Annotated in this window: 19 protein-coding genes; 4 read left to right on the top strand and 15 right to left on the bottom strand. The window is 33.7% G+C overall.

From position 1 onward, the window contains the following. The first annotated feature begins 44 nt into the window (after positions 1 to 44). Entirely contained in the window at positions 45 to 416 is a 372-nt protein-coding gene (locus AAGD42_RS04765) for a helix-turn-helix domain-containing protein (protein WP_341749594.1), read from the top strand. Then, positions 380 to 901, top strand: a complete 522-nt coding sequence (locus AAGD42_RS04760) for an IS630 family transposase (protein WP_341749620.1) — start codon at positions 380 to 382, stop codon at positions 899 to 901. Before AAGD42_RS04765 ends, AAGD42_RS04760 begins: the two co-directional genes overlap by 37 nt. Positions 902 to 946: 45 nt before the next feature. Here the strand turns inward: AAGD42_RS04760 and AAGD42_RS04755 are convergent, their stop codons facing one another. The 8 genes from AAGD42_RS04755 to AAGD42_RS04720 form a co-directional block, all read right to left on the bottom strand. Beyond that, complete coding sequence (locus AAGD42_RS04755) at positions 947 to 1102, bottom strand: hypothetical protein (protein ID WP_341760717.1); 156 nt, start codon at positions 1100 to 1102, stop codon at positions 947 to 949. Between the two features lie 218 nt (positions 1103 to 1320). Continuing rightward, on the bottom strand, positions 1321 to 2388 hold the full coding sequence (gene prfA, locus AAGD42_RS04750; RefSeq protein ID WP_341752444.1) for a peptide chain release factor 1: 1068 nt from the start codon (positions 2386 to 2388) through the stop codon (positions 1321 to 1323). Between the two features lie 57 nt (positions 2389 to 2445). Then, positions 2446 to 3687, bottom strand: a complete 1242-nt coding sequence (locus AAGD42_RS04745) for a pyruvate dehydrogenase complex dihydrolipoamide acetyltransferase (protein WP_341752443.1) — start codon at positions 3685 to 3687, stop codon at positions 2446 to 2448. Between the two features lie 14 nt (positions 3688 to 3701). Further along, positions 3702 to 4244 carry a translation initiation factor IF-3 gene (gene infC / locus AAGD42_RS04740; protein WP_341760786.1) on the bottom strand — a complete coding sequence of 181 codons (543 nt, stop codon included), beginning with the start codon at positions 4242 to 4244 and terminating at the stop codon, positions 3702 to 3704. Positions 4245 to 4503: 259 nt separating this feature from the next. Next, positions 4504 to 6417, bottom strand: a complete 1914-nt coding sequence (gene thrS / locus AAGD42_RS04735) for a threonine--tRNA ligase (RefSeq protein ID WP_341752441.1) — start codon at positions 6415 to 6417, stop codon at positions 4504 to 4506. Positions 6418 to 6987: 570 nt separating this feature from the next. After that, positions 6988 to 8619 (bottom strand): hypothetical protein, encoded by a 1632-nt coding sequence (locus AAGD42_RS04730; protein ID WP_341752440.1) that lies wholly within the window; start codon positions 8617 to 8619, stop codon positions 6988 to 6990. A gap of 74 nt (positions 8620 to 8693) precedes the next feature. Beyond that, positions 8694 to 9131 (bottom strand): DUF2497 domain-containing protein, encoded by a 438-nt coding sequence (locus AAGD42_RS04725; RefSeq protein WP_341750252.1) that lies wholly within the window; start codon positions 9129 to 9131, stop codon positions 8694 to 8696. 2 nt (positions 9132 to 9133) lie between these two features. Beyond that, entirely contained in the window at positions 9134 to 10486 is a 1353-nt protein-coding gene (locus AAGD42_RS04720) for a TolC family protein (RefSeq protein WP_341752439.1), read from the bottom strand. A gap of 230 nt (positions 10487 to 10716) precedes the next feature. On the opposite strand from AAGD42_RS04720, the gene AAGD42_RS04715 reads away from it, so the two are divergent. Beyond that, the gene (locus AAGD42_RS04715; protein WP_341752438.1) at positions 10717 to 11976 is read left to right on the top strand and encodes a hypothetical protein; all 1260 of its coding nucleotides are present in this window, start codon (positions 10717 to 10719) and stop codon (positions 11974 to 11976) included. 450 nt (positions 11977 to 12426) lie between these two features. Here AAGD42_RS04715 and AAGD42_RS04710 read toward each other — a convergent pair whose 3' ends face one another. Next, positions 12427 to 13590 carry an ATP-binding protein gene (locus AAGD42_RS04710; protein ID WP_341760716.1) on the bottom strand — a complete coding sequence of 388 codons (1164 nt, stop codon included), beginning with the start codon at positions 13588 to 13590 and terminating at the stop codon, positions 12427 to 12429. 345 nt (positions 13591 to 13935) lie between these two features. Between AAGD42_RS04710 and AAGD42_RS07150 the strand changes: the two genes are divergently transcribed. Continuing rightward, positions 13936 to 14070, top strand: a complete 135-nt coding sequence (locus AAGD42_RS07150; RefSeq protein ID WP_410520924.1) for a hypothetical protein — start codon at positions 13936 to 13938, stop codon at positions 14068 to 14070. A gap of 113 nt (positions 14071 to 14183) precedes the next feature. Here the strand turns inward: AAGD42_RS07150 and AAGD42_RS04705 are convergent, their stop codons facing one another. The 6 genes from AAGD42_RS04705 to AAGD42_RS04680 form a co-directional block, all read right to left on the bottom strand. After that, positions 14184 to 15425, bottom strand: coding sequence for an AmpG family muropeptide MFS transporter (locus tag AAGD42_RS04705; RefSeq protein WP_341752436.1), 1242 nt, complete (start codon positions 15423 to 15425; stop codon positions 14184 to 14186). Positions 15426 to 15610: 185 nt separating this feature from the next. Then, a complete protein-coding gene (hisS, locus tag AAGD42_RS04700) occupies positions 15611 to 16858 on the bottom strand; it encodes a histidine--tRNA ligase (RefSeq protein ID WP_341752435.1) in 1248 nt (415 codons plus the stop codon). Between the two features lie 5 nt (positions 16859 to 16863). Further along, positions 16864 to 18258, bottom strand: a complete 1395-nt coding sequence (locus AAGD42_RS04695; protein WP_341752434.1) for an amino acid permease — start codon at positions 18256 to 18258, stop codon at positions 16864 to 16866. 40 nt (positions 18259 to 18298) lie between these two features. Then, positions 18299 to 19396, bottom strand: a complete 1098-nt coding sequence (gene mnmA / locus AAGD42_RS04690) for a tRNA 2-thiouridine(34) synthase MnmA (RefSeq protein WP_341752433.1) — start codon at positions 19394 to 19396, stop codon at positions 18299 to 18301. A 364-nt stretch (positions 19397 to 19760) separates the two neighbouring features. Beyond that, the gene (locus AAGD42_RS04685) at positions 19761 to 19952 is read right to left on the bottom strand and encodes a hypothetical protein (RefSeq protein WP_341752432.1); all 192 of its coding nucleotides are present in this window, start codon (positions 19950 to 19952) and stop codon (positions 19761 to 19763) included. 120 nt (positions 19953 to 20072) lie between these two features. Next, positions 20073 to 21749, bottom strand: a complete 1677-nt coding sequence (locus AAGD42_RS04680) for a hypothetical protein (RefSeq protein WP_341752431.1) — start codon at positions 21747 to 21749, stop codon at positions 20073 to 20075. Positions 21750 to 21794: the final 45 nt, after the last annotated feature.

Below are 21794 nucleotides of genomic sequence, written 5' to 3'. Positions count from 1 at the left end.
GGCAGTTGAGTTATGTTAGTGATTGTGATAATATAAAATGAAAAATGTCAACTAGCCCATACAGTATAGATTTAAGAGAAAAAGTAATAAAATATCTAGAAGCAGGAAATAGTCAAAGGTCAGCATCTAGAGTTTTTCAATTGAGCCCTACAACAGTAAATACATGGCATGTAAGGTATAAGAAAGAAGGTCATTATCAAGCAAGGAAGTATAAAGGAGCAAAGCCTAGTATAGAAATGGATGATTTTATCAAGTATGTAGAAGAAAATCCTAATAGCAAAACGGAAGATATTGGTAAGAAATTTGGGATAAGCGCTAGTGGGGCAAGATATTGGCTAAGACAATTGGGATTTAGTTATAAAAAAAAGCCTTTACCTATGTGGAAGCTAATGCTGAAAAGCGATGTAAGTATTTAGAAGATATCAAAGATCTAGCTACAGATGCGCTTGTGTATATAGATGAGAGCGGAATAGAGATGAACATTACCCAAGATAGAGGTTGGGGAAAGAAAGGTCAAACACTACAAGCAAAGAAGAGTGGGAAGTATTACCAAAGGACGAATATTATAGCAGGTTTGGTAGGTAATAAATCTATAGCCCCTTTTGTATTCAATGGCACCTGTAATACCGAACTATTTAATAATTGGGTAGAGCAATTTTTGATAAAAGAGCTTATAGCTGGTCAAGTTGTGATTTTAGACAATGCTGCTTTTCATAAGTCTAAGAAGACTAAAGATTTAATAGAATCAGTAGGATGTAGGGTAATATTTTTACCACCTTACTCTCCTGACCTAAATCCAATAGAGAAATTTTGGGCTAATATGAAAAGGTGGATTAAACAAAAAATCGGGCTTTCACAAGAATTGTATAACACCATTTGTGCATTCTTTGCTGTAACATAACTTAACTGCTTTTGCTATATAAAAAATAACATTAAATCTTTTACACTAGAATATCCTTTTATAGAAAATAACAGGAGCAATAAATGATCTTGGTGGTGATATAACTCTTTGCTTAGTTGCTTTAACTCCTATAAAAATTAAGTAACCAAATAATAAATATACATAAAATGGCGTAGCCTTTAAAAAATATAAGATTTGCATGTTTATTCCTTATAAACTTAAATGATTAACATATAACTAGCCCGACTAACATTACTCTGTCCTTGAGAGGAGGCGTGAGCCGACGAAGCAATTTCTAATCAACTTTTATGGATTGCCGCGTCGCCGCAAAGCGGCTCTGAGCCATGACGTTTGGGATATCTTACGTGATCTCGCTAATAGACGGGTAAGCTAAATATACTCAAATCATTTGAGTATATTTAAACTTCTGAGAGTTTTCTTGCTTCATCAGCCGATATTAAAGCTTCAATAAATTCGTCTAACTGCCCGTTTTTTACGACATCTTCTATTTTGTAGAGAGTTAGGTTAATTCTATGATCAGATACTCTACCTTGCGGAAAGTTATAGGTACGAATTCTTTCCGATCTATCACCAGAACCAACTTGACCTTTACGTGCTTCTGCTCTTTCCATATCTTTTTTATATCGCTCTGCTTCATAAACCCTAGAACGAAGAATTTTCATAGCCTTAGCTTTATTTTTATGCTGTGATTTTTCATCTTGTAAGGCAACAACAATACCAGTTGGTAAATGGGTAATCCTTACCGCTGATTCGGTGGTATTGACGTGTTGTCCACCGGCTCCCGATGCTCGATATGTGTCAATTCGTAAATCTTTGTCATCGATCTTAACGTCTACATCTTCTGCTTCAGGCAAGACGGCAACGGTAGCTGCCGAAGTATGGATCCTACCACTTGACTCAGTCTCAGGGACTCTTTGCACTCGGTGGACGCCTGATTCGAATTTAAGTTTAGAAAATACATCTCGTCCTTGAATTAGGGCTGATGCTTCTTTATATCCGCCAATACCAGTATCTGAGATTGATAATATTTCAAAACGCCAACTTTTTAATTCGGCGTATCTGTGATACATATTAAATAAAGTTGCTGCAAATAATGCCGCTTCTTCTCCACCGCTACCAGCTCTTACCTCAATAATAGCATTTTTTGTATCAGCTTCATCTTTTGGTAGTAAAGAGAGTTTGACTGCCCTTTCTAGTTTGGGCATCAGGGCTTCTAAACGATGTATTTCATCATATATCATCGACTGCGTATCATGGTCTAAATTTGCTTCTTGTGCCATTTCTTTGATATCGCGTAACTCGGATGTAGATTTATTATATTCATTAATTGTTTGAACAATTGGCTCTAATCCAGCATACTCCTTTGATGCTTTGATAAATTCTTCTCCGACTATACCAGTGCTTAATTTTTTTGATAATTCCTCGTATTTATTTAAGATTTTTGTTAGATTATCAGAAAAGCTCATAATTTATTCTATGATTTAAGTTTTAAGTTGTGATGAAGATAAGATGCAAATCAGAAATTATATAAGCATCAATGCAGGGCTTTCTATAAATTTTTTGAATGAAGCTAAAAATTTGGCTCCAACAGCACCATCAACAACTCTGTGATCAGAAGAAAGGCTAACATCCATCATAGTAGCAACTTTTATCTGATCATTGTCAACTATTGGACGTTTTGAGCTTGCTCCTATTGCTAGGATACAGCTTTGTGGTGGATTTATTATAGCATTAAAGCTCTTAACACCGTACATACCTAGGTTAGAGACGGAAAACCCGCCCCCTTGAAATTCTTCAGGAGTTAATTTATTATCCCGGGCTTTTTTTATAAGAGTTTGTAATTCGCGGGATAATGTCACCAAATCTTTTTGATCGGCATTTCTGACGATAGGTGTTATAAGACCGTTATCGATTGCTACAGCAACTGATACATCGACGTTGTTATAATATCGAATAGCAGATTCATCCCAACTGGCATTTGCTTCCGGTACAATTTTTAGAGCTTTGGCTACTGCTAAAATAACAAAATCATTGACAGAAATTTTAATATTACTCTCTTCTATCAGCGATTTATTGATATCTTCTCTAATATCAAGCAACTTATCCATATTACATTCTATTGATAGATAGAAATGTGGGATGGTTTGTTTAGATTCAAGCAAACGTTTAGCGATGATTTTACGAATATTGTTATTGGGGACAGCCCTGTACTCCTGGTTATTTCTGTTCACCGCCCTAATCTTACCACTATTTGTTGGTTGCACTAAGTAGGATAATACATCTTTTTTAATTATTCTGCCATGTGGTCCACTACCTTGAATATTTGACAAATCAATATTATCAATAGCTGCTAATCTTCTAGCCAAAGGCGAGGCATATATCCTAGCAGTATCTTTTATTGTTTTGTTTTCCGGAGTTAAATTAACTGATTTACTTTCCTCTACAACTATTGCGGGCTTTGCAGATGGTTTAGCAGCATTATCAATATTTGATATAAAATTATCCAATAAGCTTATATCTTCACCTTCTTCAAGCAATACAGCGATAAGTGAGTTGACCGCTACATTCTCTGTACCTTGTGGTACAATTATTTTAGCAAGAATCCCTTCTTCCACAGCTTCCACTTCCATAGTAGCTTTATCTGTCTCTATTTCTGCTATAACATCCCCTGGAGCAACCTTATCTCCATCTTTTTTCAGCCATTTGGCAATATTCCCTTCAGTCATAGTTGGGGATAGAGCAGGCATGAGAATCTTAATTGGCATAATATTAATTCTAATTAGTTCGTTAGTATTTTTGTTGTATTAGGACTGACTAACATAATTATCTGTTTACCTTCCATTTTAGGAGCAGAATCAATCTTAGCCAAACCTTCTAGTTCTAACAATATACGGTCAAATAACTTCATACCAATATCGTTATGGATAATCTCTCTACCTTTGAACCATAAGGAGATTTTTACTTTGTCACCTTCCTTCAAAAAATCTTTGATTTTACGAAGCTTTACATCAAAATCCCCCTGACTAATGTTTGGCTTAAACTTCATCTCTTTAAGGACAATAATTCTTTGTTTTTTCCTGGAATCTTGTATACGTTTTTTACTATCATATTTAAACTTACCAAAATTCAACACTTTACAGACAGGAGGCTCAGCATTTGGTGAGATTTCCACCAAATCTAAAGCAACCTTTCCGGCATACTCCAAAGCTTCCTTGATATTGACGATGCCAAGCATCTCACCATTTTCACCGACTAAACGAACTTGACTAGCCCTAATTTCCCTGTTAGCCTTCGGAAAATTACTATTCTTAACTCCAGAAATAAAACTTCTCCATAATTATTGTTTAAATAAAATTGTATTATTACTCAAATTACTTTGAGCATATAACTAACCCATTCTAGTTAACTCGTCATTGCAAGGAGTACATAAACCTCAACTGTCATTGCGAGAAACTACTTTAGTAGCATTGAAGTAATCTATTTCTTAATGAAGAATGGATTGCTTCGCTCACATATGTTCGTTCGCAATGACGGAGTGCTAGTGGACTCACAATGACATTTAGCTATATTCAAAATACCACTTACGTTAAATAGCGGGTATTCTGATCTTTCACAAGCTTTACTAGATTTTCTAAAGAAATAATTTCTTGTTGATCAGATCCGAGTTGTCTTATAGTCACAGTATTATTTGCCATTTCCTGTTTACCAACAACAGCTATTATAGGCACTTTATCATTAGAAAAACAACGTATTTTATAATTAATCTTTTCAGGCGAAATATCAATATCTGACCTTACCCCTTCACTAACCAATAATTTATGCACCTCAAGTGCATAATCATTTAAATCACTAGTGATGGTAGCAATAGCTACTTGTACAGGAGCTAACCATAGAGGGAATCGTCCGGCATATTCTTCAATTAATATGCCAATGAATCGTTCAAAAGAACCAATCACAGCCCTATGCAACATTACTGGTCTCTTTTTCTCACCGTTTGCTGCAATATAGTGGGCATCAAGACGTTCCGGTAAGACAAAATCAACTTGTAGAGTACCGCATTGCCATTCTCTACCTATTGAATCTTTAAGACAAAAATCTAGTTTTGGCCCATAAAATGCCCCATCACCAGGGTTTAATATGTAAGAATAACCGGCTTCTTTTACGGCACTTTTTAGAGCATTTTCGGCTTTATCCCAAACTTCATCACTGCCAGCCCGCACCTTAGGACGATCTGAAAATTTAATTTTTATATCCGAAAAACCAAAATCTTTATAAATCTCGGTTAAGAGACTACAAAATTTTACTGTCTCACTGTTAATTTGCTCTTCAGTACAGAAAATATGGGCATCATCTTGCCTAAAAGCCTTTACTCTCATCAAACCATGCAGTGCTCCAGATGCCTCGTTTCTATGACACAAACCAAATTCAGACATACTCAATGGTAAATCTCGATAACTTTTGATACCTTGCTTAAAAATCTGCACATGACATGGACAATTCATTGGTTTCATAGCCAGCGTTTTATCATCAGCAAGATTTAGAGCAAACATATCTTCTCTAAATTTTTCCCAGTGACCAGAAGATTCCCACAAGCTTTTATCAACAAGTACCGGAGTTTTTACCTCAATATACCCCATTTTTCTGATTTTATTTCTGATATATTGTTCGATAATACGGTATATGCTCCAACCCTTATCATGCCAAAATACCATACCTTGAGCTTCTTCCTGAAAATGGAACAAATCAAGTTCCCGCCCTAATTTTCTATGATCACGTTTCTCTGCCTCTTCAAGCATATACAGATAATTGTCCAACTGCTCTTTTGTTGCCCAAGCTGTACCATAGATTCTTTGTAGCATAGGATTTTTACTATCACCTCGCCAATATGCACCTGCCACTTTCATTAATTTGAAATGTTTAATGAAGCCAGTTGATGGAGCATGCGGACCACGGCACAGATCAACAAAATTGCCTTGCCGATATAATGTAATATCCTCATTTGCCGGAATTTCTGAGATTATCTCGGCTTTATAATGTTCACCAATTGATTTAAAGAATTCTATAGCTTGATCACGGTTCCATAGTTCTCTAGTGATTTTCTCATTTCTTTTAACAATCTCATGCATTTTTGCTTCTATCTTCAGCAAATCTTCCGATGAAAAAGGTTGCTCCTTAGCAAAATCATAAAAAAAGCCATTTTCAATAGCGGGTCCTATAGTTACCTGGATATTGGGAAATAATTCTTTAGCCGCTTCAGCAATAATATGAGCTGCATCATGGCGTAATATTTCCAAACATTCTGGATCTTTGCTGGTAAGAATTCTTAAATTACAATCAGATTCTATAGGTAAACTTAAGTCCTTTAGCTCATTATTTATCTCAATAACTAAAGCATCTTTTGCTAGAGAAGTCGAGATTTGACTAGCTATCTCCAACCCCGTAATATTTTTTGTAAATTGTTTTTGAACTCCATCTGGAAAAGTAATATTAATCATTTTATCTTATCTAATTTCAATGCCTCCATATTATATTGTTAATAGTTTATATTCAACTTAAATTTTAATGAATTCCTCACTAACAGACTTAGGGAATAAAAATTATAGTAGCAATGAATTGTCATCAATTGTTGGTATAGCTCCATATGCTTGTGATAGTACATAGGCGTCAGTCTAAGGAGAAAAGAAAACATGCTATAAACCGCATATCTGAACGGTTGAAGACCTGTTTTTTTCCTGGATTTTTGAGCAAGTTTTTTTAATTTAGATGATGTAAAAAAACCTTTTATTTTTTTATATACTCATTTTGAGGATTCCTTATTAATTGTGTGCGTGAATCATCATTATACAATCTTAAGTCATATCTCCCTACAGCTTTTTCATCTCGTTTTCCTTAAACTGACGCTTATGCGTATGCTCGCCCCTCATTTTCAAATCCAATTCTTCAAATCATTTGAGTATATATCTGCTCTCAACCCCTATTTAATACTGCTGTTCAGTTAGAGGGATTATGCAGCAAATAGTCAACTCTTCCTCCACTATACCTCCTAGCCATAGCTTCCTTCGAGACTAATTTGCTGTTGCCTTTCTGATCAAGCAACTAACATTATTATTTTGCTCATCAGAGATTTCCAATGCTGTTCTATAATGATAATCAGTAGCCTTAATGTTTACCCCACGCATAATCAAAAATTTTGCTATATAATAATTGCCAGTTTCTGCAGATTCATGCAAAAGAGTGTAATTATCATCCCCCCTTTTTTGGATGATTAAATAATTATCCAAAAGAACCCTAAGAGTAAATAAATTATTTTTGCTAACTGCTTCAAATGCTCTATCTGTTGCATCATTTACTATACTATTAGTAATATGCACGTCTCTATTATAATTATCAATAAACCTATTTATTATCTTTCTTTGATTCTCTCTATGCTCACTATCATAAATTCTCTTAAACATTTGAATAAATGCATACATCGCCATTTGATTTAATCTTGCCTCTTCTGTAAGCTCTCCTAATACTATATCATCATCTGGCAAAAATAACATTTGTTTTTCATCTTCTATGAACAGAGCCATTTCCGGTGATATTTCTTTAATGGTAATAGTTGCACTCTTGGCAATTGGAATAGTTTTATTTGGCTGTTTCTTATCTAGTTCTTTTTCTTCTTTAACTAAATTACTATCTTGCTTTTCGTCAATGTTACTAGACTCATCTGGTTGCTTATTCTTTTTTACAAAGACTGGTACAGGCGTTTGAGTTTGCGGTGTCTCAGCAACTGGAGAATCCTTTGTGAGAATCGGTGTAATATCAGGCTTAGTCATTTTAGGTTCAGTATTTTCCTTAGGTAATGCTGGTATGATAGGATCAGCTGCTTGTGGCTCAGTAGGCTTTTTTTCTTGTGAAGAAGGCGCTATATCTAGATTAGGCGTAACCACTCCCTTATTATCTTCACTACCTATTTGCGGCAACTCTACTTGATTTTTCTCTTTATCAGGCATAGTTACAGGCGGTATAATAGTGGTAGTTACTTCGATATCAGACTTATTGTCACCAGACAGCGAATCTATCTGATCTCCAGCTATCTGGGGTTTAGGCAAAATAGGTGACTCAATAGGCTTAAGGGGTACAGTATCTTGACTCTCTATATTTTGATTTTCAGTTGGTGGCAGGGTAGGAGAATTGTTGTTAATATTATTATTGTTGTTTTTACTGGATTCTTCTAGCTCAATTTTCTGGGACGGAATTTTATCTAATTGATCCGATTTTTTTGGGTTATTTATTTTTTTATCATATAGAGTATTGTCTAGAATTGGTAATTTATTATTTCCTAAATCAATGAAAGAATCTGTCTCCCCTTCTTCTTTACTAGCTTCATTACTGGTATTTTGTGGTGTAGATGCTGGTTTTATTGGTTCTGGTACTTGATCATCCGTTTTCTTGGAGGGCATAAATTGTTGTATTTCTTTCATTAAAGAATCTGTCTCTTGTGAATCTTCTTTGTGTTTATTCACTTTCTCATTTTCTAATTGTGGCAACGTTGGAGACGGCAGGGGTGGTGGAGCAGAATAAGCCCTATCTATAAACAAAGAAATAGTTATTAGAAGGGTTACTAAGAATTTCCTGTAGCTTAATCTAGCTAATAATTTTAGAATGACGAAACCCCTACTATCATTTCCAAGAGTTCTATTAAAGTACATTAGAATTCTCACGTTATTTTATATTATTAGCTCGCATTACGCTGATTATAACATAATTTACTTCTTGCACTAAGTCATTTCTGATCATTTGGCAATAACTTTTGAATCTCTTTTTCTACTAACTGCTTTACTAATAAAGGCAAGTTTTTATCTAACCATTGACTCAATTGTGGTCGTATCATCTCAACAATTAGATCCTCTAACGTTTTAACCTTAGAGTTTGAAGCATTTATATTAATCTCTCGAGCTGTTTTCGAGAAATGTTGGAAAATCTTAGTAGTTTCTGCTGCAGATTTATCGGATATCAAGGATTCCTGCAATAGTTCTTCTGCTAATTGACTATGTGTACTATCCTCTTCTAGCTTATCTTCTTCATTCCAAGCTATATTAGTCAATTCTAATATATCGTCATCATTAGATGGGGGTTCATTACGATTATCAATCATTCCCTTAATTGATTTCAGTATCTCTTCAACTGACATATCTTGGTTTTTGTTATGGTCTTTACTCATAATTAAAAACCTATAATAAGTTTTTTCTTGAGTCCTTTAAACTCATCTTCAGGAGTAAAATATTTAACTTTTAATTTCAAGCTTTTTGCAGTTAATTCCCCTAGTAAAGATTTTATTTGGTAAGCCGCTAAAATAGAGTCTCTACATGCATCAACTTTTGCTATCTTAGTATTATATAATTTTTCTTCAGCAGTTAAAACTTCTAAGATTGTTTTGGAACCAACAATTTCCTCCTGCATTATCCCATCATAAGCTATTTGAGCCGCTTCTACTCCTTGTGATGTGGCGATAATTTTAGATTTTGCTGCTTCAAATCCTTCCCAACTACCAATAGCACTTGCTCGTATTTGCTTTATTGTGTCATCAAGTTGAATAGCTGCACTCCTAGTGCTATTTTTAGCTTTCCTAATTTTTGAATATTCGCTACCCCCATGAGAATAAATAGGTATGTTAACTGATAAAGTTGATGTAGTACTTCTGCTATTATTAGTCATTGGAGTCTCTGGGGTATAGATGTTTTTACCAGACTCAATTTTAAAATTTACCTTAGGCAGAAGTTCAGCCATTGCTGCTATTTGGGCAGCTTTATGACTTCTAACACTATGTCTTGTACTGTCTATGCTAGGATTAACATTTACTGCCTTCTCTATTAAAGCATCTAATGAATTAGGTAAGTTGTCCGGCATAGGAGGCATAGCAATATCATCCGCTTCTATACCAAAAACTCGACTAAAGGTTGCTTTTGTTGCTTGATAATTAGCATATACGTTTAATCTATTAGTCTCAGCCACTGCAAGGCTTGCCTTGGCACTAGCTAAATCTATTGATGTTGCTTCACCTAATTTTAGTTTTTCTTCAATGGTTGCTAATTGATGTTTGTTAGTTTTTACACTAATTTCAGAAATCTCATATTTCTCTTTTGCATCATAACAATCGAGATAATTTTTTATTAAGCTTAAAAGAACCCTCTGTTCTTCCGCATAATATTTAGCACGCGATGCTCTAAAAGCTGACTGAGCAGATTTCAAATTTGCAACACTACTACCACCACTAAATATAGGCTGCTCTAATATAAAAGTGTTTTGTTGTGATTTTGTCTCTTTTTTAGAAGAATTAGGAGCATATTGACTATTCGGTTTATTCTTACTAATGTTAGAGTTAATATTATAAGATATATTAGGCATAAAACCTGAGAAAGCTGCAGAAAACTGTTCAATCTCACTTAAAAAGTTTTGTCTAATGATTTGTAATTCGCCATTATTATTGTATGCACTAGATAAAGCATCAGGTAAGTCGACAGCAAAAACCGAATAGTTGAACAAAATGATAATGGCAAAATGTGTAAATTTATACATAGTTGATTTTCTAAATATGTTTATGTTAAAAAAATTTGCTAGCTTCTGCAATAAGTTAAAGATATCATTGATCTAAAAATTGACCTATTTGTGATAAAGCCAATATGTAACATATCAAAAACTAACCTTAAGAGCAACATAACAGTGTTAAACTATAGTTTTTATTTGTATTATCTTTAAGCACAGATGGTAAATTATCGATTCAAAAATTTAAATATAAACAATTTATTATGCCTAATATATATTCTCTCCTTGCAGAAAGTGCTTTACCTAGTATCTTATCGAACACTTCTATTGCTAGTACTATAAAGCAATTGAAATTTGATTCTATGAAAACACTCAAAATGTTTTCCAGTAACTTAAAGCGTATAAAAAAAAGAGCTGGCTATATATATGACATATTTGTAGATTCAGATTCGAATGATCAACAACAAAATCGAGAAATAGCTGAATATTTCAAAGAAACAGTCGGCAATTCCTTAGATGAATTAGACCTATATCTTGACGAACAAGAACAAGTAAAGGAGGAAATGTTGTTTTTTGAAAGTACTTTCATTGAATACATAATAAACATTCTTGAAAGTATTTTACAGTTTCAAAACAAACTAAATGCCTCGTATCCTGGAGCGTCAGAAAAGATTATCGATTTTTGTGGAAATTTATTAATTGCTTTAATATCTATACAAATGCCGATAGTTGGTTTGGTACTCAAAGGAAGTGGCTTGTTAGATTCGGTAAAATCTTTTCTCAGTACGGAAAATCTAACAAAGACAGTAGATAATTGGAAGGCAAAACTAGGAGTAGTTGAAGAAAAATTAGTAAGAATAGAAAAACATCCAGACCTTAAAGAAAAATACTGTAAAGCTAAACAAATTGCTGAAATAGCAGAAATAACAGGAGTTTCACCTGTAGCTGTAGCAGAATTAGGGTTAGATGTAGACTCTTTGAAGAAGATTAATAAATCGGTTAGACAAGAGCCAAAAGAAAAAGAGTATTTTAAAAAACTTGTTGACTTGTCCGAAGAATTTCCTTATAATAAGAGTGGTATAATTGGGGTTATCAGTGCTATACGTGATGGTGCGAGTAAAATCCTTGGAAATATGCCAAACAAAGAAAAATATCTAAAAAATTTAATCGAACCAGAATTATGTAGTATAAAAGGAAACCTCCTCTCTACATTAAGTCCTAATAAAACTGTCATTGAAAAGTTAGATTGTTGTTATAAAGCAACAAAAAATATATTTACTATCACATCTCAAATACAAGAAGCAGTCAAATTAATACCCAACAGAGAAAAAATCACCACAGCTTTTGTAAATTTAGTTAAAGACAAAACAAAAAATATTGTCCCTACACAGTTTTTGCAAGATCTTACATCATTAAACACTACTTTAAAACCGCTATCCAAACTAGTACAGATTGGTAATGCTATGAAAGTAGTACTTGGCAATAGCAATAACAAAGCCCAAAGCACAGGACGGGAAAAGTAATAGATGTTATAGTCAATTGATGAGAAGTTGGTGACGTCGTCACTCGTCGCTCGCCTATTACTTATAGGCGTCACTCCATCGTTCCTAGCACCAAATTCTCCTGAATTAACTATACCCTTGCGAAACTTACTATTACCGACAAACATTTGGTCAGCAGGAACACGCACCACCGTCTATTAGCGAGGAATCACTTTAGTGGCGACGAAGCAATTGTAAGTTAAAAGTATTGTTAAAAAGTCTTCTAAGGTATTGGAAGGTCAACTTGCATTTGAACCGGTACAATCTCTTAAAGATACTCTTGATTCTCTTTTGACCAAAGTTAAATAGGATTCAGAATGGTAAAAAAAAAGTAAGCATTGGTACAATGCATCTTGCTTATATCAAAATTCTACAAAATTTTGATATAACTTAAAATTCAATCTTATATACAAAAGTTATAATGAACATCATCTAGTACAAACTATTTGACCATAATGATTCAAGAAATTCTTGTACTGGCCAAATCGTTACAGTTTGAGTTCCAAAAGTCTCAATCCTTTTTCTGTCAGTAGTAGATATGACGTTTAACATTGCTCCATAATCTTGCCCAAACAAAAGAAGTCCTTTTATATCTCTAAATGTAATATTAGATCTAGTTTTAACTTCAAAAGCTTGATTTCCTAATATAAAATCTACTTCATGTCCTTCAGAATCACGGTAGTAAAATAATTCTTCCCTAATGTTAAACATAACCTGATATAGTTTTAGTTCAAGAAAAATATAATGTTCAAAAGCTTTACCAGCTTCTGATGAATAAAATCCAGTAAAAGTATATTTAGCTAGATAATTTGCAACCCCAGTATCAAATAAATAAAATTTTGGTATTTGTGTAATAATCTGTCTGTTTTTACGCTTAGCGTATGGGTACAAAAAATATCCTATATACATGTCTTCTAGAATTTCAAAATAACTTTTTGCTGTTGCTTTATTAACTCCACAATCTCGAGCAATATTAGTAAAATTAATCATTTCAGTATTACTTAAAGCAACAACATCTAGAAACTTTATGAATGGATCCCTTCTTCGAATGTTAGCCTCTAGCTGCACTTCATTAATCAAGTAATCATATACATAAGCAGATAGTGATTTTGAAGCAAATTCAGAAAAATAATGAGCAGGTATTAAACCTCTATTAAAAATTCTATCCCAATTTAATTCTTTAATCTCTGAATAGCAAAAAGGAAACATTTGATATCTCCATGCTCTACCGCCAAGCAGGTTAGAACCAGACGATTTTAACTTTCTAGAACTAGAACCACAAAGTATAAAACTTACTCCTTTTATGTTTTCTATCATCCAATGAACTTCATTAAGAATCTGGGGAATTTTTTGTATTTCATCTATTACTATAACCATTCCGCATCTTTTTTCTTCTGGTATAGCAAGAATTTCTAAACGAATATAGTGAGGGTTTAATGAATACTTTGCAAAAACTTCACTTTGTAATAAATCGATGAAAATTGCATGAGGAAATTTTTGATGTAAAAATGTTGTCTTACCAGTTTTTCTTGCTCCCCAAAGAAACGCTGATTGTCCCTGTGGTAAGTCTAAATTTAAATATCTTTTTACAGTCATCATAATATCCAAATATTCCATATTTGGATATTATGATGACAAATTATAGGATACGTCAAGTTAATTAATTAAAAAAGAAAACTAAAGATGGTTTTCTTTTTTAATTAATTAACTGACGTATCCTATAATTATGTGAATTATCAATAAGGGAACTAGCAACATTTATGTAGGAATGTGGCATAAGTGTTAAAAAGCGTGCAATAATGACCCACTAAATGGGTTAATGTGCGTTCAATTTTGATCCACCCTAAAAGTGGAAAATCGTAGTCTTATTAACCATTATTTTCAACCTATACTTCTATTATTCAATTTAAATAATAGGAGTATTAAATCAGAGTGTTAATAATGGAAAGTAAAAGAAAAATACTAGTGCGTTACCACCGTGGCGAGTCAATACGCTCAATCAGTCGTGAATTAGATATTGCACGTAATACTATAAGAAGCATTATTCGTTCCCAAGGTAAAGTTAAAATAGGTTGAAAATAATGGGTTAATAAGACTACGATTTTCCACTTTTAGGGTGGATCAAAATTGAACGCACATTAACCCATTTAGTGGGTCATTATTGCACGCTTTTTAACACTTGGAATCATTTACTTCATTTTTACTTTTAGTAATGAGCTGATTTTTAGTAGCAGAAGGAGGGAAGGGATTGTTGTGATAATAATAAATGTAAAAAAGTTTTGCCATCCGAATTGTACAACAATATATCCTGAAAGAGCTGGAAAAATCGATCGTGAAAATCCCATCATAGAAGTGAAAAACGAATATTGTGTAGCACGAAATTTACCTTGACAAATTGAAGCAATAAAAGCAATGTAGGCTGTCATAGTCATTCCACCAGTTATACTCTCAAAACCTGTTGTAATAAAGAATAAAGGTAGATTTTTACCATAAATCTCTTGCAGAATAAATAAGGTATGTGCTATGGCATGAATTACTCCAAATATCAGCAAGCTATCCAAGATATTCTTTTTTCTCATCACTGAGCTAGCTATTAGCCCACCAATTATTGCAGATATTATGCCAAAAAATTTCCCTGCACTAGCTATTTCAAATTCGTTATAACCAATATGTATCAGAAAAGGATTAATCATCATACAAATAAAATCATCTGGTAATCTATATAAAATAAGGAAGATTATTATTAAAAAGATTAAATAAAAAGATCCTACAGGTCTCAAGATATTTTGTATAAAGTTTGAACTATTTACCTTATAATCCTGATAAATTTGGGAAATTAAGTCATGCTTTAATCGTAAGATACTCATAACTAAAATAGCAGAGCAAACAAGTACAGAAATGGCAAAGATTTTATATATATTATTCCATCCCAAGTAGCTTGATAGATAAATAGCTCCGGAACCTGATATTAGCATACCGATACGATAGCCAAAAATATAAATTCCAGAAGCTGCCCCTTGAGATTCTTTGGCAATAATTTCAGTTCTAAATGCTCCTAGGACAGTATCTTTAGCTGAACTTAAAAATGATATTATTAATCCTACCAGTGCAAACAATATTAGACTATGATGAGGATCCATGGTACTTAAAAGAAAAATAGCAAATGCCAACAAAATTTGAATCAGACAAATCCAAGATAATCTATGACCAAGTAGCTTACTTAACCAACCTAACTTTACAGTATCAAAAATAGGAGCCCATAAAAAATTGATAGAATAAGGTATTACGATAACAGCAAACATTCCAATAGATTGTAAATCAATATTTTCTTTAGCAAGCCAATAGTTTAAGGTATTGCCTGTAATCATTAAGGTAAATCCGCTAGTTAAACCAAACAACCAAATAATGAACAATTTTGAAGGAGTTAACATAAGTATCTATTGAGAAAAAGTAAACGTTCATGGAAAAAAAGTTAAAGTACAAGACGTCTATTAGCGAGAAGGCGTCAACTTAAAAAAACAATATTGAAAAACCATCATTGCGAGGGGGCGTTAGCCGACGAAGCAATCCACTCTTTTATGGATTGACACGCCACCTACGGCATACCATACAATTTTTATACATTAACTAATAATTCTACAATTTTCTCAAATTGTAATAAATATTCTTGTTCTTTATCAAGATCTTTTAATTTAAAGCTATTACTCATTTGTTCATCATCACCAACAAAAATAACATATTTAGCTTTCTGTAGATTAGCCCGGATCATTCTCTTGGCTATTTTGCCTTTGGCGTCTAAGGTAACAGAAATATTTTTTTGGCGTAATTGATTGGCTAAGATTAAACAATATTCTAAATTATTGTCACTAATAGGAAAGATAAATACTGGTCTGGCTTTAGGTATGTTGTATTCTCTCATTAAAGCAAGCCTTTCGATTCCAGCAGCAAAGCCAATGGCTTTTGTCTCTGACCCGCCCATAATTTTGCTCAACCCATCATATCTTCCACCAGCAAGAATTGTCGACTGACTGCCAAGTTTGCTAGTAGTAAACTCAAAAGTTGTATGGCAATAATAATCAAGCCCCCTTACTAGCCTTGGGTTAATGATATATTTTACATTCAGTAAATCTAAGTATTTTAGTACATCGTCAAAATATTTTGCAGTATCACTATTATAGTATTGAGACATTAACGGGCTATTCGCAACTATTTTTCTATCATTTTCATCTTTTGAATCTAAGATCCGCATCGGATTTCTGACGAGTCGCTTTTGGCTATCTTCTGATAATTCTGACTTATAATCATTGAAATACTCTACCAGCTTTTGTTGGTAGATGGTACGAGTTGCAGCACAACCAATTGAGTTTATTTCTAAAGTTGTATCTTTATCTATTTCTAAAGCCTGAAGAATATCTAAGGCAAGCCTAATTGTTTCAGCATCGTTACTCGAGCCTTCTTCTCCACCAATATACTCAAAGTTTATTTGATGAAATTGCCTTTGTCTACCAGCCTGTGGTCGGTCATAACGAAATACTGGACCGCTTGAAAAGAACTTAATAGGTAATGTTTGTTGCAGGTTATTAGAGATAAAAGCCCTAATAATACCGGCTGTAAACTCAGGTCTAAGAGAAATATTATTATCACTCTTATCAAGGAAATTGTACATTTCCTTGCTTATTACATCAGAAGTCTCTCCAAGTGTACGATCAAAAACTTTACTATATTCAATTATCGGCGTACTCATGGCTTGATAACCATAAAGTTCACCAATATGTTTTGCTGTGTTAATTATATAATCGTGAATTATATAATCCGCAGGCAGTAGCTCTTTAGTACCACGTAATGGTTGTAGTGCATTACTCATACAAATTAAACTTGTCGTTTCATAAAGAACAATCTAAGAATATACAGAACAAACATTAGTGCAAACCAATATATTAATAATTGCCCTGCAATCATCAAATTAAAGTTACTATCAAACATTTGTATAGATAGTAAATATAAGCAAGCTATTAAAACAAATGGTATAATGATACATGCAGCAGGACACTTAAATGGTCTTGGAACATTTGGCATTTTTATTCTAAACAACATGACTATTACAGCAATTACTGAGTAATCGATTAGAGCCCCCATAGATGATAACTGAAAAAGAATTGCAGATGGACAAAATCCTCCTAATAATGCAGCAAGAGCAGAAAATATTAAGATAGTAATATAAGGACTATCGTATTTTGCATGCAGTTTTGCAAAACTCTTTGGCAATAACCCATCTCGGGCAATTACATAAAAGATACGAGATGTACCATAAATATTCATCATCAGTACTGTAGTCATACCGCATACTGCTCCAGTAGCAACGATGGCAGACCCAATATTACTATTATTCAAGCTAAGAGCGTAAGCAAGTGGTTGATCGTTATTAAGTTGATCAAAAGGGGCTATACCAGTGACTAGTCCAGCTATTAGAACATATACTATCGTTGCAATTACTAATGAGCCAATAATACCAATCATTAAATCCCGATTTGGATTTTTGCATTCTTCAGCTGTAGAGGCTAGAGTACCAAAGCCTGTCATAGCAAAAAGTAGGATAGACGCCCCAACTAGCATATTATTAGCACCAAAAGGCAGAAAATTATGCCAATTTGTGACGTCAAAATGTGGGGTGGCAGATAGGATAAAAGCAAATATAGCTGCCATTTTTAAAAAAACTAAAATAGCATTTAGCTTTTTGCTATCTTTTGTTCCTAAATATAAAATAAAAAAGACAAATACTACAATAAGAAAAGCTGGTAAATTTATTATTCCACCATTGCTAGGAACGGTAGTTAAAGCTTTAGGTAAATCTATTCCGCCTGCTGACAATATACCCTGAGCATATCCTGACCAGCCAGCTGCAACCGCACCAGCAGCAAAACCGAGTTCTAATATAATAACGCTACCAATTAACCAAGCAAATATTTCACCAAAAGCTACATAAGAATAAGTATATACACTGCCGGAAGTCGGTAACATGGTAGCAAGCTCTGTATAGGCAAAGGCAACAAAAATACATGTTCCACCAGCAATAGCATATGATAGCATAACTGCTGGACCGGAATATTTAGCTGCAATTATGCCCGTGGTCACGAATACACCCGTGCCTATTATAGCCCCAAGACCTAATAATATCAGATCAAATGCCCCTAGAGTTTTGCTAAGACCACTAGTCTTCCCTAGCTCTTTTATTGATTCAAAACTTTTTCTTGTTAAAAAACTCATTAATCTCTCCAATTTTAATAATAGAAAATACTAAAAGTATTTATGAAATTTCTCTAGTAATCCATCCCCCACCAAGAACTCGAGCATTATCATATATGACACAAGCCTGACCAGGAGTTACAGCTTTCTCTGCAGACATTAACTTCACCCTAATTTCTGTATTACTTATCCTACTAATCTTGGCAAAGGTAGCAGGACGAGTCGAACGAATCTTAACTTGTACCTCAACTTCCTCTTGGACAACCATTTCTTTACCAAGCCAGTTAACATTCTTAATAGTAAATTCGGTAGAATCTAATGCCGAATCTGGACCAACATAGACAATTTTTGTATTAGGGTCAATTCTTACTACATAAAGTGGCTCATGAAAAGCTATTCCAAGTCCACGACGTTGACCTATAGTATAGTTGATGATACCATTATGTGTCCCAAGTTCAAAGCCGTCTACATGGATTATTTTACCTTTTTCATTAACATCAGTTCGGATATTACTAATTACCTTCCTATAATCACCATCTGGTACAAAACAAATATCTTGGCTATCGGGCTTATCTGCAACGCCTAAGTTAAATCTAGTAGCAATATTTCTTGTTTGCTCTTTGCTTAATTCTCCCAAAGGAAAAGATAGATAATTTAGTTGTTCTAAAGTAGTTGCAAACAAAAAATAACTTTGGTCTTTGGCAATATCAATACCAGTATGTAATTCTGCTCCATCTATACCTTCGACTTTCCGAACATAATGACCGGTAGCAAGACAGTCAGCTCCTAAATCTTTTGCTACTTTTAGTAAGTCCTTAAATTTAACTGACTGGTTACATTGTACACATGGCGAAGGTGTTTCGCCTCTAATATAACTATCGGCAAAGTTATAAATTACTGATTCTTTAAATTTAGACTCGTAATCCAGTACATAATGCGGAATATTTAACATATCCGCCACCATTTTTGCGTCATAAATGTCTTGCCCAGCACAACAAGCATTCTTTTTCTTGGTGGCTATGCCGTGATCGTATAATTGTAGTGTTATACCAATGACTTTATGTCCTTGTTCACAAAGCATAGCAGCTACTACTGAGCTATCAACCCCCCCAGACATTGCAACTACTATTGTAGATGGATTACTTATTTTATTACTCATTGCATTATGGTAATTATGTTATGGTAAATATAGAATTACTCTAGTTATTGCAGGCAGTCTCCTAGGCTCTGTGAACAAAATTTAAATTACTAGATTTCGACTCTTTTTAGCTGCAAATTATAAGATTTTTTTGAAATAGAACTAACTATTCCGGCAAAAATCTTATTAATTTTCGCTTAAAAATACTCAAAATCTAAACAATTAAAATTTTGTTCACAGAGCCTAGATAAAAGAAACAATACATTAACCTAAATTCGATATAACAAGTTATGCCAAATTCAGTTATATATAGCAGATTTTTTTGCTCCACTAATAGCTAATTTTCATTATTTTTGCGATATTGCTTATTTTTTTACTTCCTAACTCAGTACATTACTGTTACCCATTCTTTAAAAGGCTTATTCTTATCCCGAATTGAGGTTACATTATAATAGGCTTTTAAATTGCCCTGAATTTTATAATCATCCATCATTCTTAATGGCATTGTTGCATGAATAGAAATAAAGCTTGAGTTACGTGAGTGTTGACGGAAAAAAGTTAAAGTACAAGACGTCATTGCGAGCTAACTTACGTGGTCGTGGCAATCCATTGTTCTTGGATTTCTTCTTGGCTTACGCCTTCTCACTAATAGATGTCTTGTACTTTAACTTTTTTTCCGTGAACGCTCACTCACAACTTATCGTTCAATATGCCGTTCTAAAGAATTACTTCTTTGCAATTTCTTCTGGTGGGTAAGGTTACTCTCTTTTTGCGATAAATCTGGCACAGATTTACTTTTTCGTAATTGTTCTATAACCGCAGGTGTTACGATTTCCTCAGCAGATTTCTTGGCAGCCCCCATAGCTTTAGTTAATGAACTATCACCTTTGACCTCAGGTTGTTTATAAAAAGGATCATGTGCCCTACCAAAATCTTTTAAAAAGCTTACCATACCTTTTGCCGCTGATACCAGTATATTACTATTTTTTTTCTTTTCTTTAGTTTCAGTTTCTTGTTCACTAGGCTTTTCATTAGATTTATCTTCCAGCTTATTTACTGCTGCATGCAGCATAACTCGTTTTTGCTCATCAGTTAATTTTCTATAATCTTTGTCGTGGCTTATTTCAGTTAAAGCTTCTTGATATATATCAAATTTATTTTGTTTTTGTTCATCAGTTAACTTGAAATAATCTTTATCTCGGATCAACTCAGTCAAAGCAGCAGTTTGAATATTTTGTTTTTGGGCGATTTCACGCAGCTCTTGTAAATTCTGATAATTGGCAACATCACTCTTACGGAGTTCACCATTAATATTAATTTTAAATGCTGTGACAAGATCAGCTGATTGTTTTTCAGTTAACCCTGAGGTAATCAAAGTAACCGCTGCAGCCGTACCAGATTTAACCGCTGCAGCAATCTTAACAGGATTACCAGTGCTAGCTGCAACTATATTAGATGCTAAACTAGCTGCGCTCTTAATATTATCCATAAAAAATTTACTTGTACTAAATGCCATTTCTGCTTTGGAAGATACGTGATGATAATGTCTATTTTCTTCACCTGGGACAGATGTGGGGACATATAATTTATTTTCCAACAATTGAGCTAATTTGGAATCCAGTGTTAATAAATATTGTTGTTTGCTTATATCTCTTCGATTCTGCATTAACAGATCATTTTCTTGGGCAAGTTTACGAAGCTTTCTTATTTTAATAGTCTCAGCTACCATTCCGCCAGCTACCCCAACTAATGTTACTGCAGCCATAGCTAAGGCTATAGGGGGTGATATCCCAGCTAATACTACTATTGCAAGTGTAGTCGTAATAACACGACTTACAGCACTACCAAGTACAATTTTGCCTAATCTTGTATTTAACAGCCAATCTATAGCCTTGAAAGCCTTGGTCTTTTTTGTCCACTCCCAAGCAGAAACTATGTAAGAGATAGCTCTTTTTATTTTTGATTCTGTCTTTATTTCTTTATTTTCTTGTTCTAAAGATTTTAGAAATTCATTTGAAATTCTAATCTCATTTGTTTTAACCGATTTTAATTTCTCACTTTTTTCTTGCTCAATTATCGACAAATCATCCTTACTTCTTACTGCTTTTGCAGGAGAAGTAGCTGCTAACTTATTTGCACGTTCAAGCTCCATATCATCAAGGCTTTTTACAACCCTTGCTTTTCTTTCTTTTGGTTGAATTATTTGATTATCTAAAGAATTACTTAGTACTTCATCTAGAGGCAACACTTTTGATTCATCTGGCTTCTCTTGACCACTAAAATCTTCATTTATAGACTCCTCAATTGCAGTACTATTCGCCTCAGAACTTTTAAGGTTTTCAAACAACGTAGATTCTTTTTCATCATATATCATAATGCACCACACTCCAAATATAACATAAAGTTAAAGACTGATTCT

Source organism: Candidatus Tisiphia endosymbiont of Dioctria linearis, from assembly GCF_964026545.1.
GTDB lineage: Bacteria > Pseudomonadota > Alphaproteobacteria > Rickettsiales > Rickettsiaceae > Tisiphia.
Note: the sequence above shows the minus strand (reverse complement) of the source record. Positions and strands in the feature narration are given on the sequence as shown.

Coding starts and splice junctions, on each gene's coding strand:
- AAGD42_RS04765 (WP_341749594.1), top strand. CDS start 45: ATGTCAACTAGCCCATACAGTATAGATTTAAGAGAAAAAGTAATAAAA.
- AAGD42_RS04755 (WP_341760717.1), bottom strand. CDS start 1,102: ATGCAAATCTTATATTTTTTAAAGGCTACGCCATTTTATGTATATTTA.
- prfA (WP_341752444.1), bottom strand. CDS start 2,388: ATGAGCTTTTCTGATAATCTAACAAAAATCTTAAATAAATACGAGGAA.
- AAGD42_RS04745 (WP_341752443.1), bottom strand. CDS start 3,687: ATGCCAATTAAGATTCTCATGCCTGCTCTATCCCCAACTATGACTGAA.
- thrS (WP_341752441.1), bottom strand. CDS start 6,417: ATGATTAATATTACTTTTCCAGATGGAGTTCAAAAACAATTTACAAAA.
- AAGD42_RS04730 (WP_341752440.1), bottom strand. CDS start 8,619: ATGTACTTTAATAGAACTCTTGGAAATGATAGTAGGGGTTTCGTCATT.
- AAGD42_RS04725 (WP_341750252.1), bottom strand. CDS start 9,131: ATGAGTAAAGACCATAACAAAAACCAAGATATGTCAGTTGAAGAGATA.
- AAGD42_RS04720 (WP_341752439.1), bottom strand. CDS start 10,486: ATGTATAAATTTACACATTTTGCCATTATCATTTTGTTCAACTATTCG.
- AAGD42_RS04715 (WP_341752438.1), top strand. CDS start 10,717: ATGCCTAATATATATTCTCTCCTTGCAGAAAGTGCTTTACCTAGTATC.
- AAGD42_RS04710 (WP_341760716.1), bottom strand. CDS start 13,590: ATGACTGTAAAAAGATATTTAAATTTAGACTTACCACAGGGACAATCA.
- AAGD42_RS07150 (WP_410520924.1), top strand. CDS start 13,936: ATGGAAAGTAAAAGAAAAATACTAGTGCGTTACCACCGTGGCGAGTCA.
- AAGD42_RS04705 (WP_341752436.1), bottom strand. CDS start 15,425: ATGTTAACTCCTTCAAAATTGTTCATTATTTGGTTGTTTGGTTTAACT.
- hisS (WP_341752435.1), bottom strand. CDS start 16,858: ATGAGTAATGCACTACAACCATTACGTGGTACTAAAGAGCTACTGCCT.
- AAGD42_RS04695 (WP_341752434.1), bottom strand. CDS start 18,258: ATGAGTTTTTTAACAAGAAAAAGTTTTGAATCAATAAAAGAGCTAGGG.
- mnmA (WP_341752433.1), bottom strand. CDS start 19,396: ATGAGTAATAAAATAAGTAATCCATCTACAATAGTAGTTGCAATGTCT.
- AAGD42_RS04685 (WP_341752432.1), bottom strand. CDS start 19,952: ATGACGTCTTGTACTTTAACTTTTTTCCGTCAACACTCACGTAACTCA.
- AAGD42_RS04680 (WP_341752431.1), bottom strand. CDS start 21,749: ATGATATATGATGAAAAAGAATCTACGTTGTTTGAAAACCTTAAAAGT.